The sequence below is a fragment of the Stappia sp. genome (genome assembly GCF_965276915.1).
Taxonomy (GTDB): domain Bacteria; phylum Pseudomonadota; class Alphaproteobacteria; order Rhizobiales; family Stappiaceae; genus Stappia.
This window is the reverse complement of the sequence record NZ_OZ255709.1, coordinates 4,375,140-4,388,724: the sequence shown is the minus strand read 5'-3', so window position 1 is coordinate 4,388,724 and position 13,585 is coordinate 4,375,140. Positions and strand designations below refer to the sequence as shown.

The following is a 13,585-nucleotide window of genomic DNA, read 5'->3' as shown; positions in this document are numbered from 1 at the left end:
CAATGATCGCGGTCAGCGGGTTCACGGGCAGGCTTGTCGCCGTCTTCGGCCTTGGAGGGTCGGGGATCGCGACGGCACGTGCGCTCATTGCTGGCGGCGCCGGCGTCGTCGCGTTCGACGACAATCCGGCGGGCTGCGAAACGGCGCGCGCGGCGGGGATCGAGGTTGCCGACCTGCGCCAGGCCGACTGGGCCCGGATCGCGGCGCTGGTATTGGCTCCCGGCGTCCCCCTGACCCATCCGCGCCCGCACTGGAGCGTCGATCTTGCCCGCTCGCACGGCGTCGAGGTGATCGGCGATATCGAGCTTTTTGTCCGCGAGCGCCGCGCGGCCGCTCCGGATGCGCCGCTCGTGGCGATCACCGGCACCAACGGCAAGTCGACGACCACGGCCCTGATCGCCCATGTGCTGAAGGCGGCGGGCCGGGACGTGCAGATGGGCGGCAATATCGGCGTTCCGATCCTCGAACTGGAAGCGCCGCGGGCCGGCCGTATCCACGTGATCGAGTGTTCGTCCTACCAGATCGACCTGGCGCCCTCGCTTGCGCCGTCTGTCGGCGTCCTGCTCAACATCACGCCCGACCATCTGGACCGGCACGGCACGCTTGCCGAGTATGCGGGCGTCAAGGAACGGCTGATCGCCGGCAGCCGCATGGCTGTCGTGGGCGTCGACGACAACCTGAGCGCGGCGATTGCCGACCGGGCCGAGCGGGCGGGAACCGCAACCCTGCGCATCAGCGCGCGCCATCCGCTGGCCGACGGCATCTACGCGCAGGGCAGCACCGTGTGGCTGGCGCAAGCCGCGACGCAGACGCCCTTCACCGATCTTGCCCCGATCACCTCGCTGCGCGGCGCGCACAATGCGCAGAATGCGGCCGCCGCGATCGCGGTGTGCCGCAAGCTCGATCTGTCGGATGCCGAGATTTGCAAGGGGCTGGAGAGCTTTCCCGGGCTTGAACACCGCATGGAAGTGGTGGCGCGCGCCGGCCGCGTGCTCTTCGTCAACGACAGCAAGGCGACCAATGCCGATGCGGCGGAGCGGGCGCTGGCAAGCTATGAGCGGATCTACTGGATCGCAGGCGGGCGCGCAAAGACAGGCGGGATCGACGGCCTGCAGCCGTATTTCGGACGGATCGCCAGGGCCTATCTGATCGGAGAGGCGGCCGAGGAATTCGCCGCCACGCTCGACGGTCACGTGGCCTTCGAGACCTGCGGCACGCTGGCCGCCGCGACCGCCGCCGCCGCGCGCGATGCGAGCCGCGATGCCCACGCCGAGCCGGTGGTGCTGTTGTCGCCAGCCTGTGCCTCCTTCGACCAGTTTCCCAATTTCGAGGCCCGCGGGCGGGCGTTTTCCGAGGCGGCACGGTCCGCCGCCTCGCGCCACGCCGGACAGGAGGTTGCCTGATGGTCAGCCGCGCAGATCGCAGTCCCTTCGCCGAATGGCTCTGGACCGTCGACCGGTATCTCGTTGCCGGCTTCATCATCCTGATGATCGGCGGGATCGTCCTGTCCTTCGCGGCCAGTCCGGCGGTCGCCGAGCGGCTCGGGATCGACAGCTATCATTTCATCAAGCGGCAGGCGATGTTCCTGCTGCCGGCACTGGCGCTGATGCTGGCGATCTCGGCGCTGAGCCCGCGCATGGTGCGCCGCGCTGCGCTGCTGCTCTTTGCGGTCGCGCTGGTGATGATGGTGGCGACGCTCTTCATCGGCATGGAGGCCAAGGGCGCCAGGCGCTGGATCAACCTGCTCGGCTTTTCGATCCAGCCCTCGGAGTTTCTCAAGCCCGCGCTGATCGTTCTGGTTTCCTTCCTGCTCTCGGAAGGCGGCCGCCGGCCCGAGGTTCCCGGAACGCTGTTCTCGCTGCTGCTGTTCATCATGGCGGCCGCCCTGCTTGTCGCCCAGCCCGACTTCGGCCAGACCATGCTGCTGGCCCTGGTCTTTGCGGCGCTGATCTTCCTGAACGGCCTGTCATGGATGGCAATCGTGCCGATCGGCACGCTCGGCGTCGGCGGTCTGGTCGCGGCCTATGTCATGCTCCCCCACGTGCAAAGTCGCGTCGACCGGTTCCTCGATCCGAGTTCGGGCGACACGTTCAACATCGACCGGGCGATCGAGGCCTTCGTCGCCGGCAGCTGGTTCGGCCGCGGACCCGGCGAGGGCACCATCAAGCGCGTCCTGCCGGAAAGCCATACGGATTTCATCTTCGCCGTCGCCGCGGAGGAGTTCGGCATCGTCGTCTGCCTGCTGCTGCTTCTGGTCTTCACCTTCGTGGTGCTGCGCGGGCTCTCGCACGCCGCACAGGACAGCGACCCCTTCGGCCGGCTGGCGACCGCCGGACTGATGGTGCTCTTCGGCATCCAGGCCTGCATCAACATGGCGGTGAACCTCAACCTGATGCCCGCCAAGGGCATGACCCTGCCCTTCATCTCCTATGGCGGCTCCTCGCTGCTGGCGACCGCCATCTCGATGGGTTTCGTCCTGGCCCTGACGCGACGACGTCCGCAAGCCTCACGCTCCGACAGCGTGATCGTTTCGCGGCTGTCTCCCGCCAGTCTGTCGTAGGCGAGGCGTCATGACCCGGACGTTTCTCCTTACCGCCGGCGGCACCGGCGGCCATCTCTTTCCCGCGCAGGCGCTGGCGGGCGAACTGGTCCGGCGCGGCCATGTGGTGGAACTTGCGACCGACCACCGGGTCAGCGACTACGGGTCCGACTTTCCCGCCCGCGCGGTGCATGTGATCTCCTCGGCGACGCTGGGCGGACGGTCGCCTGTGGCGCTCGCACGTACCGCCTGGAAGCTCGGCAAGGGCCTGCTGCAGGCGCGCGCGCTGATCCGGCGGTTGCGGCCCGATGCGGTGGTCGGCTTCGGCGGCTATCCGACCTTCCCGCCGATGTTCGCGGCCTTCCTCGGCGGCGTGCCGAGCGTCCTGCACGAGGCGAACGCGGTGATGGGCCGGGCGAACCGGATGCTTGCCGGTCGCGCGAGCGCGGTGGCGACAAGCTTCCCGCTCGTGGGAGAGGCAGCGGGAGACCACGCGGCCAAGTCGGTTCGCACCGGCAATCCGGTGCGCGAGGCGGTCATCGCGGCAAGCGGCATGGCCTATTCGGTACCGCGCGCCGGAGGACCCTTCGCCCTTCTGGTCTTCGGCGGATCGCAGGGCGCGCGGTTCTTCTCCCAGGTGATGCCGGCGGCGCTGGAGTGCCTCGATCCGGAGACGCGCGGTCGTCTCTCGCTGGTACAGCAGTGCCGCGCGGAAGACATCGACACTGTGCGCGCCGCATGCGACCGGCTCGGCGTGACGGCGGAACTCGCTCCGTTCTTTTCCGACATGCCGGCGCGGATCGCCGGCGCGCATCTGGTGCTGTGCCGGTCGGGCGCCTCCAGCGTCAGCGAGCTGGCCGTGATCGGGCGGCCCTCGGTGCTGGTGCCGTTGCCGCATGCGCTGGACAACGACCAGGGCCGCAATGCGGAGGTGCTGGCGCGCGCCGGCGGTGCCTGGCCGGTCGACCAGGCCGAACTGAGCCCCGAACGGCTCGCGGCGTTGTTTGCCGAGCTGATGGATGCCCCGGAGCGTCTCGCGCAGGCGGCGGAGGCTGCACGCGCTGCGGGCCGGCCGGACGCGGTCTCGCTGCTCGCCGATCTTGTCGAACATGTGGCCGCGAAGACGCCGCTGGACGCGCTTGCGGCACGCGAAACCCAAAACGGAGACGCATCATGAAGATGCCCCAGGACCTCGGTCCGGTTCATTTCATCGGTATCGGCGGCATCGGCATGAGCGGCATCGCCGAAGTGCTGCACATGCTCGGTTACACCGTGCAGGGCTCGGACCTTTCCGAGAGCGCCAATGTCAAGCGGCTGCGCGACAAGGGCATTGCGGTGAAGGTCGGTCATGACGGCGCCAATATCGGCGACGCCCGTGTCGTCGTCGTCTCCTCGGCGATCAAGCGCGACAACCCGGAACTGATCGCCGCGCGCGAGCGGTTCCTGCCGATCGTGCGCCGCGCCGAGATGCTGGCCGAGTTGATGCGCTTCAAGCAGGCGATCGCCATCGGCGGCACGCACGGCAAGACGACGACCACCTCGATCATCGCCGCCGTGCTCGATGCGGGCGGTCTGGATCCGACCGTCATCAATGGCGGCATCATCAACGCCTACGGCACCAATGCCCGCATGGGACAGGGCGACTGGATGGTGGTGGAGGCGGACGAGTCCGATGGCACCTTCGTCAAGCTGCCGGCGGATATCGCCGTTGTCACCAATATCGATCCGGAACATCTCGATCATTACGGCGACTTCGACGGGGTGCGGGACGCCTTCCTGCAATTCGTCGAGAACGTGCCGTTCTACGGTTTCGCGGTGATGTGCCTCGACCATCCGGAAGTGCAGGCGATGGTCGGGCGGATCGAGGATCGCCAGGTCATCACCTATGGCCAGAACCGGCAGGCAGACGTTCGTTTCTTCGACCTGCGCACGCAAGGGGCGGCGTCGGTGTTCTCCGTCGAGCTGCGCGACCGGGTCGCCGGCACCGCCGAGACAGTCGAGGACCTGAGCCTGCCGATGCCCGGCCTGCACAATGTCTCCAACGCGACGGCGGCGATCGCGGTTGCCTGGAAGCTCGGCATCTCGCCCGAGCAGATCCGCAAGGGACTGGCGGCGTTCCGGGGTGTCAAGCGGCGCTTCACCCATACCGGCTCGGTGGACGGGATCGAGGTCTTCGACGACTACGCCCATCATCCGGTGGAAATCCGCGCCGTCCTGTCGGCCGCCCGCGCCGTTGCGCCGGGCAAGGTGGTCGCGGTTGTCCAGCCGCATCGCTACACGCGGCTGGAAAGCCTGTTCGACGAGTTCTCCGCCTGTTTCAACGACGCGGACCATGTGATCTGCGCGCCGGTCTACGCGGCCGGCGAGGCACCGCGCGAGGGCATCGACCATCACGCGCTTGCCAACGGCATTCGCGCCAGCGGCCACCGCAGCGTCCACGCGATTGCCAGCGAGGACGAGCTTGCCGGTACGGTGGCGCGGATCGCGGAGCCGGGCGACTATGTCGTCTGCCTGGGCGCGGGGAGCATCTCGCAATGGGCCCAGGTTCTCCCCGAAGCGCTGGCGGCCGCACGCGGCGGTGCCGGGACATGAGCTTTCCCGATCTCATCGGCAGGCACGGGCTGGACCGCATCGGGCTGCGCGGCAAGCTGACGGCGAACCAGCCGCTTTCGGCGGTGACCTGGTTTCGCGTCGGCGGGCCGGCGCAGCTTCTGTTCCAGCCCGCCGATACGGAAGATCTGGCCAACTTCCTGTCGCACCTGCCGGACGAGGTTCCGGTGCTGCCGATCGGCCTGGGATCGAACCTTTTGGTGCGCGACGGCGGCATTGCGGGCGTCGTGGTCAGGCTCGGCGCGAAGGGGTTCGGCGCGGTCACGGTGGAAGACGACGGAGCGATCCGCGCGGGCGCGGCGGTGCCCGACCGGCGGCTTGCCGAGGCAGCGGCGGAAGCCGGGCAGGGCGGCTTCGCCTTCTATGCCGGTATTCCGGGTGGACTGGGCGGCGCCTTGCGCATGAATGCCGGCGCGCATGGCAGCGAGACCGCCGATGTGATGGTCGAGGTGAGCGGTGTGACGCGGGCCGGGGAGATCGTGCACCTGAGCCGTGCCGATATGGAGTATCGCTACCGGCACAGCGCGCAGCCCGGCGACACGATCTTCACCGAGGCGGTGTTTCGCGGAGAACCGCGCGAGCGCGAGGCGATCCGCGCCGAGATGGCCGACGTCCAGGCCCATCGCGAGGCGGCCCAGCCGATCCGCGAGAAGACCGGCGGCTCGACATTCAAGAACCCGCCGGGACATTCCGCCTGGAAGCTGGTCGATGCGGCAGGCGGTCGCGGGCTGCAGATCGGCGGCGCGCGGATGTCGGACATGCATTGCAATTTCATGATCAACACAGGCGAGGCCTCGGCCGAAGACCTGGAACGGCTCGGCGAAACGGTTCGCGCCCGCGTCCTGGAGACCAGCGGGATCGCGCTGGAATGGGAAATCAAGCGGCTCGGGCTGTGGCCTGACGGGGTCGGGATCTTGCCGTTTCTCGGCACACGACAGGAAGAGGAGGCATCCCATGGCTGAGCGCAAGCATGTCGCGGTGCTGATGGGCGGCTGGTCCGCCGAACGCCCGGTCAGCCTCTGGTCCGGCGAGGGTTGTGCTGCCGCGCTGGAGCGGGCCGGCTACCGGGTGACCCGGGTCGACGTGCAGCGGGATATCGCCGCCGTGCTGCAGGAGCTGAAGCCCGACGTGGCGTTCAACGCCCTGCATGGCCCGTTCGGCGAGGATGGCTGCATCCAGGGGCTGCTGGAGATCCTGGGGATCCCCTACACGCATTCCGGGGTGGCCGCGTCGGCGCTCGCCATGGACAAGCAGAAGGCCAAGGCGGTGATGAAGGCGGCCGGCATTCCGGTCGCAGAACACAAGGTGCTGCACCGGCTGGAAGCGGCCAAGGCACACGCCCTGCCGCCGCCCTATGTCGCCAAGCCGGTGCGCGAGGGCTCGTCCTTCGGCGTGCTGATCGTCAGGGAGAATGCCGAGCACCCGCCGCAGGAGCTCTATCGCGAGGACTGGCCCTATGGCGACATCGTCATGGTGGAGCGCTACATCCCCGGCCGGGAGCTGACCTGCGCGGTGATGGGCAATGTGGCGCTGGGGGTCACCGAGGTGATGCCGCTCGGCCACGGCTTCTACGATTTCGACGCCAAATATGCTCCCGGCGGATCACAACACGTCCTGCCGGCGGAAATTTCACCATTTGTTTACCAAGAAGTACAGAAACTCAGCTTAAGGGCGCATCAGGCACTCGGCTGCAAGGGCGTTACACGGGCAGATTTTCGCTTCGACGAACAGCGAGGCGGCGGCGGCGAGCTGATCTGCCTTGAAGTGAATACACAGCCCGGAATGACCCAGACCTCGCTTGTGCCGGAGATCGCCGCGCATGCCGGGCACTCGTATGAAGACCTGACCAGCTGGATGGTGGAGAACGCAAGTTGCGGACGATAAAGGCAAAACGGGGTGAGGACATGGTCCTGCCGATCGAGGCGGCGCTCGCGCCGCGCGGTCGCGGCGTGCCCCGATTGCATCGGCGTCCCCTGTGGCGCGCCGCCGGCTTTTTGCAGGACCTGCCCGAGTGGACGGGCACGGCCGGGGCGTTGGCGTTTCTCTCGGCAACGGTTTTTTACGCTCTGGTTGTGGGCGGCTACGCGCGCACGGTAAGCGAATCACTGACATCGGCCGCCGGATTCGAGATCGCGGCGGTCAAACTTTCCGGCCAGAAGGAAACCACCGAGTTCGAAATTCTCGAGGCGCTGGAAATCCAGGCCGGCACGTCGCTGGCGCTGTTCGACGCGGCGGCGGCGCGCGAGCGGCTGTCGCGCATCCCGTGGATCGAGACGGTTTCGGTGCAGAAGCTTTATCCGGGCACCCTGCAGGTCAGCATCGACGAGCGCGATGCCTACGCGCTGTGGCAGCGCGGCGACAGCCTGTCGGTGATCGACGCCAAGGGCCAGGTGATCAGCGACGATGTCGACGGGCGCTACGCCAACCTTTTGATGCTGGTCGGCCATGGCGCGCAGTATCGCGGGGCGGAAATCCTCGACGCGCTCGGCGCCGTGCCGGAACTGCGTTCGCGGGTGCGGGCCGCCCGGCTGGTGTCGGACCGCCGCTGGGACCTGCTGCTGGAGAACGGCATCACCGTGCGCCTGCCGGAACATGATGTGGCGCGCGCGCTGGACGACGTGATGCGCATGGACAACGAGACGGGTCTTTTGACCCGGGACATCACCGTCGTCGACATCCGGTTGCCCGACAGGGTGGTCGTGCGGCTGACGGACGAGGCGGCCCTGCGCCGCAAGGCCGAGATGAAGACACGCGGCAAGGTCCGACGGACGGGAGGCGACGCATGAGCCGCCAGAAAACCCCGATCTACCTGCCGCGCATGCGTCCGCTCCCCGGACGCCGTGCGGTCGTCGTGTCGGTTCTCGACATCGGCTCGACCAAGGTCTGCTGCCTGATCGCCAAGCTGAGCCCGCGCAACGACGACTGCGTGCTGCCGGGACGTACCCATGCGATCGAGGTGCTCGGTTACGGCTATCAGCGTTCGCGCGGCCTGAAGTCGGGCGTGGTGGTCGACATGGATGCCGCCGAACAGGCGATCCGCCTGGCGGTGGACGCGGCCGAGCGGATGGCCGGACTGACCGTGGAATCGCTGATCACCAACGTGACCTGCGGACGGCTGCATTCCGAGATCATCACCGCCAGCGTCGGCCTTGCCTCCGATGCGGTGTGCGAGGCGGATATCCAGCGGGTGCTTTCCGCCGGCAGTGCCCACTCGGTCGCCGAGGGGCGGGCCGTCATGCATGCCCTGCCGATCGCCTACACGCTCGACGGCAATCGCGGCATGCGCGACCCGCGCGGCATGATCGGGCGTCGGCTCGGTGTCGACATGCAGGTGGTGACCGCCGAAGTGGCGCCGGTGCGCAATCTGGAGCTTTGCATCAATCGCGGCCATCTGGCGGTCGAGACGATGGTCGCGACGCCTTATGCGAGCGGTCTGTCGACCCTGGTCGAGGACGAGACCGAACTCGGCGTCGCCTGCGTCGACATGGGCGGCGGCACGACGACGCTCTCGGTCTTTGTCGAGGGGCAGATGGTGCACACGGACGCGATCGCCGTCGGCGGCCATCACGTGACGATGGACATCGCGCGGGCGCTGTCGACGCGGCTGGCCGATGCCGAACGCATCAAGACCTTGCAGGGATCGGCCCTGCCCAGCGGTGCCGACGACCGCGATCTGATCATGATCCCGCCGGTCGATGCCGACGGGGACCTGCCGCACCAGATCCCGCGCTCGATGCTGACGCGGGTGATCGTGCCTCGGGTCGAGGAAATCATGGAGCTGGTGCGCGACCGGCTGACCGCCTCCGGCTTCGCCGGACGGGTCGGCAAGCGCATCGTTCTGACCGGTGGCGCGAGCCAGCTCACGGGACTGAGCGATGTCGCGCGCCGGGTGCTCGGCCGTCAGGTTCGGCTCGGACGCCCGCTCGGCGTCGCGGGCCTGCCCGAGGCGGCCAAGGGACCTGCCTTCGCCGCCGCCGTCGGCCTGCTGATCTATCCGCAGGTCGCACAGGTGGAACAGTTCCAGCCGCGCGGCGCGGGCACAAGGTGGACATTGGGATCAAGCACGCTGGCCAGGGTCGGCAACTGGATCCGCGAGAGTTTCTGAGGCGGGCAACTGCCTCGGAAAACGCCGGGCGCACTCCCGGCGGACGACGAGGGAACGAGGATTAGTGAAGGAGCCAGAACGGGTCCTTCAAGGGGTCGCGAGGAAGCCATGACCATCAACTTGAAAATGCCAGATCTTCAGGAACTGAAGCCAAGAATTACGGTGTTCGGCGTCGGTGGCGCCGGTGGCAACGCCGTCAACAACATGATCCAGGCCGGTCTGCTGGGCTGCGACTTCGTCGTGGCCAACACCGACGCCCAGGCGCTGGCCAGCAATCACGCCGAGCGTGTCGTCCAGATGGGCGTTGCCGTGACCGAGGGCCTTGGCGCCGGTTCGCAGCCCGATGTCGGCGCGGCGGCGGCCGAAGAGGTCATCGACGAGATCAACGATCACCTGTCCGGCTCGCACATGGTGTTCATCACCGCGGGCATGGGCGGCGGCACCGGCACCGGCGCTGCTCCGGTGATCGCCCGCGCCGCGCGCGAGATGGGTATACTGACCGTCGGTGTGGTCACCAAACCGTTCCAGTTCGAGGGCGTGCGCCGCATGCGCATCGCCGAAGCCGGGATCACCGAGTTGCAGAAGGCGGTCGACACGCTGATCGTCATCCCCAACCAGAACCTGTTCCGTATCGCCAATGCGCAGACCACCTTCGCCGACGCCTTCGCGATGGCCGACCAGGTGCTCTACTCGGGCGTGGCCTGCATCACCGACCTGATGGTCAAGGAAGGCCTGATCAACCTCGACTTCGCCGATGTGCGCTCGATCATGCGCGGCATGGGCAAGGCGATGATGGGTACCGGCGAGGCCTCGGGCGACCAGCGGGCCATGCAGGCGGCGGAAGCGGCGATCGCCAACCCGCTGCTTGACGAGACCTCGATGAAGGGCGCGCGCGGCCTGTTGATCTCGATCACCGGCGGCAACGACCTGACCCTGTTCGAACTCGACGAGGCGGCAACCCGCATTCGCGAGGAAGTCGATGCGGATGCCAACATTATACTCGGCGCAACCTTCGACGAGAGCCTCGACGGGATCATCCGCGTGTCGGTTGTCGCTACCGGCATCGACAAGGAGCTGCGCGAGGACGTCTCGCCGGCCGAGGCCCGCATGGCGGAACTCACCGAGCGGCTGAAGACGATTTCCGACCCCGCCCCGGCGGCCCGGCCGAAGCCGGCCGTCGCTGCAACGCGGGCGCCCGCCCCGATGCGTGCCGCCGCCGCGGAACGCATCGAGCAGGAACTCGAGATCCCCGAGCCGGTGCAGGCTTCGACCGACCCGGACGTGGAAATCGCGCCGTTCTCGCCGGCTCCCGGCATGATCGGCGAGGACGCTCCGCTGGCCGACTTCGACGAGGCGGACCTGGCCGAGCCGGTTGCCGATGCGCCGGCCGTCGAACCCTATATTCCCCCGGTTGCCGAAAGCGTCGCGCAGCCCTCGCGGATGCCCTCCATCGAGGATTTTCCGCCGGTGGCGCAGCGTGAGATGCGGGCGCATACCCGCGTCGAGGACGACGAGCACCATCACGGCGACGAGCGTCGCCCGATGAGCCTGCTGCGCCGTCTCGCCAGCGGCTTCGGTCGCCACGACGAGGACGAGGAAATGGAGCATGCCGCCGGTGCCGAGCCGGTGCAGGCCCCGCGTGCCCAGCAGCCCGTCGCCCCGGCCCCGCGGCCCGCTCCCGCTCCGGCGCGCGAGCCCCAGGCGGCTCAGCGTCCCGCCCAGGCCCCGGTCCGGCAGCAGGCCCCGGCCCAGCAGCAGGCTCCGGCCATGCGTCCGGCCGCTCCGCGCCCGGCAGCACAGGGCGCGGCCGGCCAGCTTGACCTGACCGGTCGTCCGGCTCCGCAGCCGCGTACCCTGTCGGAAGAAGACCAGCTCGAGATCCCGGCTTTCCTTCGTCGTCAGGCGAACTGACCGGGGCTCGTCCTCACGACCCTCCCTCAACGGGCGATCCGGCTCCTCACCGGATCGCCCGCCGTCGGGAGACTTTCCGAAATTTCCCATATTTTTCAATGTTATGAAATTTAATGAACCGTTACATATCGTAACAAAGCTTTATTTCTTATCCCTCATGCCCTGCCTGTATGGTCAGCCTGCGATTGATCAGGTGCGCGAATCGTGCATCCGCGCCCGGCAGCCTTGAGCACTAGGCATTTTCCGGTCCTGCATCGCTCGCATCAGGGTTTCTAGGCCATTGCAGACAGGACGATCTGGTGATGAAAGTAGGTTCCGACCGGCAGATGACACTTGCCGGATCCGTCTCTCTGCAGGGAATTGGCGTCCATTCCGGCAATCCGGCCGAAGTCACGCTGCATCCCGCCGATGCCGGCACCGGCTTCGTCTTCGTCAACCGTGATCCTGAAAGCGGCCGCGAGGTCGAACTTCCGGCGCATTGGCGCGCCGTTTCCGCCACCGCCCTTTGCACCGTCCTCGGCGATCCGAAGGCCGGTGGCGTTTCGACCGTCGAGCATCTCATGGCCGCCCTGCGCGGGATTGGCGTCGACAATGCCCTGATCGAGATGGACGGGCCGGAAATGCCGATCATGGACGGCAGTTCGGAGGCGTTTGTCACCGCCATCGATTCCGTCGGACTGCGCAAGCTTGCCGCTCCCCGTCGCTATATCCGCATCAAGAAGACCGTGCGCGTCGACCAGGGCAGTGCCTGGTGCGAGCTGCGCCCCTTCGACGGATGCCGCTTCGACGTCACCATCGATTTCGACGCGGCGGTCATCGGCCGCCAGTCGATGGTTCTCGATCTCGAGGCGGAGAACTTCCGCAACGAGCTCTGCCGCGCCCGTACCTTCGGTTCGGTGCAGGATGTGGAGAAGCTTTGGTCGATGGGCTTTGCCCTCGGCTCCTCGCTGGAGAACTCGGTGGCGATCTCCGAGGGTCAGGTCCTGAATCCGGAAGGCACGCGCTGGTCGGACGAGTTCGTTCGACACAAGATGCTCGATGCGGTCGGCGACCTTGCGCTTGCCGGGCTTCCCTTCCTGGGCCTTTACCGCTCCTACAAGGGCGGACACCGGATGAACCACGCCATTCTGGTCGAGCTGTTCGAGAAGGCCGGCAAGGATGCCTTCGAGATCGTCGAGCGCTCTTCGGACCGCACGGCTCCGCCGGTTCACGCCGACGAGCCGCGTCTTGCGGTTGCGCAGGGTGCTTCCTGAGCTGCTGCTTTGCGGCGCTCCGGATGCCGGCCCGTCCCGTTTGCGGCGGCGGCTTCGTCTTCGTGGCCATAAAAAAGCGACAAATGTCCCTCACACGGCGTGACGCGAGCGGGTTTTTTCCGTTACAACACGGCCTGATCGCGGTTTGATGGCGGGCGACGCGGAGCGGATGCTCCGGTCCTGTCCGCCGCCGGGGCAAGTGATCCGGCATGACAGCGCCCGGCAGGATCTGGCGGTGCGGCACGGAAGCGGCGTCAGCGGCCGGAGCGAGTTGAGGAGTGAGTTTACGTGATGGCGGCAGTGCCCATTTCCAACGCGGACGGATCGGTTTCCGGTCGACTGCGCAGAACGACGATTGCCACGCTTGCCGTTGCCGCGCTGATGCTCGGTGCCTGCTCCTCGACCGATGACGAAGATTTCGCGACCAACGACACACCGCCGGAAGTGCTGTTCAACGAAGGCCTGGCGCTGCGCAATGACGGCAAGCTGAGCGACGCGCGGTTGAAATTCCAGGAAGTCGACAAGCTTCATCCCTATTCGGAATATTCCCGCAAATCCCTGATCAACCTTGCCTTTCTGAACTATTCCCTGGGCAAGTTCCCCGAAGCGATCACAGCCGCCAAGCGCTTCACGACGCTGTACCCGGGCAATGAAGACAGCGCCTATGCGCTCTACATCATCGGCCAGTCCTACAACAAGCAGATCCCGGACGTCACGCGCGACCAGGAAATGACCCAGCGCGCGCTGGCCGCCTATGGCGAGCTGATCCAGCGCTATCCGGATTCCGAGTATGCCGAGGATGCCCGCACCAAGATCCGCGTCGCCCAGGACCAGCTGGCCGGCAAGGAGATGGAAGTCGGGCGTTTCTACCTGAAACGGAATCACCAGATTGCGGCGATCAACCGTTTCAAGGTCGTGGTCACCAACTACCAGACCACCCGTCATATCGAAGAGGCGTTGTTCCGGCTTGTCGAGACCTATTACGCCCTGGGCGTGGTCAACGAGGCTCAGACGGCCGCCGCCGTGCTCGGGCACAATTTCCCCGACAGCCAGTGGTACAAGGACGCCTTCAGCCTGCTGAAGACCGGTGGTTATTCGCCGAACGAGGATTCGGGCAGCTGGATCAGCCGCGCTTTCAAGGGCATCTCGCTGTAGCGTTTTCCCGGA

The 13,585-nt window shown here is 67.1% G+C and carries 11 protein-coding genes; all 11 read left to right on the top strand.

What is annotated here, in order from left to right:
• Nucleotides 1–2: 2 nt before the first annotated feature.
• Complete coding sequence (gene murD / locus ACQY46_RS20505; protein ID WP_428697824.1) at nt 3–1,403, top strand: UDP-N-acetylmuramoyl-L-alanine--D-glutamate ligase; 1,401 nt, start codon at nt 3–5, stop codon at nt 1,401–1,403.
• On the top strand, nt 1,403–2,560 hold the full coding sequence (locus ACQY46_RS20500) for an FtsW/RodA/SpoVE family cell cycle protein (RefSeq protein WP_428697823.1): 1,158 nt from the start codon (nt 1,403–1,405) through the stop codon (nt 2,558–2,560). Before murD ends, ACQY46_RS20500 begins: the two co-directional genes overlap by 1 nt.
• A gap of 10 nt (nt 2,561–2,570) precedes the next feature.
• Entirely contained in the window at nt 2,571–3,716 is a 1,146-nt protein-coding gene (murG, locus tag ACQY46_RS20495) for an undecaprenyldiphospho-muramoylpentapeptide beta-N-acetylglucosaminyltransferase (RefSeq protein WP_428697822.1), read from the top strand.
• The gene (gene murC / locus ACQY46_RS20490; RefSeq protein WP_428697821.1) at nt 3,713–5,131 is read left to right on the top strand and encodes a UDP-N-acetylmuramate--L-alanine ligase; all 1,419 of its coding nucleotides are present in this window, start codon (nt 3,713–3,715) and stop codon (nt 5,129–5,131) included. The genes murG and murC overlap by 4 nt, the downstream gene beginning before the upstream one ends.
• Nucleotides 5,128–6,111 (top strand): UDP-N-acetylmuramate dehydrogenase, encoded by a 984-nt coding sequence (gene murB / locus ACQY46_RS20485; protein WP_428697820.1) that lies wholly within the window; start codon nt 5,128–5,130, stop codon nt 6,109–6,111. The genes murC and murB overlap by 4 nt, the downstream gene beginning before the upstream one ends.
• Nucleotides 6,104–7,033, top strand: coding sequence for a D-alanine--D-alanine ligase (locus tag ACQY46_RS20480; protein ID WP_428697819.1), 930 nt, complete (start codon nt 6,104–6,106; stop codon nt 7,031–7,033). Before murB ends, ACQY46_RS20480 begins: the two co-directional genes overlap by 8 nt.
• Nucleotides 7,034–7,053: 20 nt before the next feature.
• Nucleotides 7,054–7,935 (top strand): cell division protein FtsQ/DivIB, encoded by an 882-nt coding sequence (locus ACQY46_RS20475; protein WP_428697818.1) that lies wholly within the window; start codon nt 7,054–7,056, stop codon nt 7,933–7,935.
• Nucleotides 7,936–7,967: 32 nt separating this feature from the next.
• A complete protein-coding gene (gene ftsA, locus ACQY46_RS20470) occupies nt 7,968–9,254 on the top strand; it encodes a cell division protein FtsA (protein ID WP_428700530.1) in 1,287 nt (428 codons plus the stop codon).
• Nucleotides 9,255–9,362: 108 nt separating this feature from the next.
• Nucleotides 9,363–11,165, top strand: a complete 1,803-nt coding sequence (gene ftsZ / locus ACQY46_RS20465; RefSeq protein WP_428697817.1) for a cell division protein FtsZ — start codon at nt 9,363–9,365, stop codon at nt 11,163–11,165.
• Between the two features lie 302 nt (nt 11,166–11,467).
• Complete coding sequence (gene lpxC / locus ACQY46_RS20460; protein ID WP_428697816.1) at nt 11,468–12,418, top strand: UDP-3-O-acyl-N-acetylglucosamine deacetylase; 951 nt, start codon at nt 11,468–11,470, stop codon at nt 12,416–12,418.
• 291 nt (nt 12,419–12,709) lie between these two features.
• Nucleotides 12,710–13,573 (top strand): outer membrane protein assembly factor BamD, encoded by an 864-nt coding sequence (locus ACQY46_RS20455; protein WP_428697815.1) that lies wholly within the window; start codon nt 12,710–12,712, stop codon nt 13,571–13,573.
• Nucleotides 13,574–13,585 lie beyond the last annotated feature (12 nt).

Coding starts and splice junctions, on each gene's coding strand:
- murD (WP_428697824.1), top strand. CDS start 3: ATGATCGCGGTCAGCGGGTTCACGGGCAGGCTTGTCGCCGTCTTCGGC.
- ACQY46_RS20500 (WP_428697823.1), top strand. CDS start 1,403: ATGGTCAGCCGCGCAGATCGCAGTCCCTTCGCCGAATGGCTCTGGACC.
- murG (WP_428697822.1), top strand. CDS start 2,571: ATGACCCGGACGTTTCTCCTTACCGCCGGCGGCACCGGCGGCCATCTC.
- murC (WP_428697821.1), top strand. CDS start 3,713: ATGAAGATGCCCCAGGACCTCGGTCCGGTTCATTTCATCGGTATCGGC.
- murB (WP_428697820.1), top strand. CDS start 5,128: ATGAGCTTTCCCGATCTCATCGGCAGGCACGGGCTGGACCGCATCGGG.
- ACQY46_RS20480 (WP_428697819.1), top strand. CDS start 6,104: ATGGCTGAGCGCAAGCATGTCGCGGTGCTGATGGGCGGCTGGTCCGCC.
- ACQY46_RS20475 (WP_428697818.1), top strand. CDS start 7,054: ATGGTCCTGCCGATCGAGGCGGCGCTCGCGCCGCGCGGTCGCGGCGTG.
- ftsA (WP_428700530.1), top strand. CDS start 7,968: ATGCGTCCGCTCCCCGGACGCCGTGCGGTCGTCGTGTCGGTTCTCGAC.
- ftsZ (WP_428697817.1), top strand. CDS start 9,363: ATGACCATCAACTTGAAAATGCCAGATCTTCAGGAACTGAAGCCAAGA.
- lpxC (WP_428697816.1), top strand. CDS start 11,468: ATGAAAGTAGGTTCCGACCGGCAGATGACACTTGCCGGATCCGTCTCT.
- ACQY46_RS20455 (WP_428697815.1), top strand. CDS start 12,710: ATGGCGGCAGTGCCCATTTCCAACGCGGACGGATCGGTTTCCGGTCGA.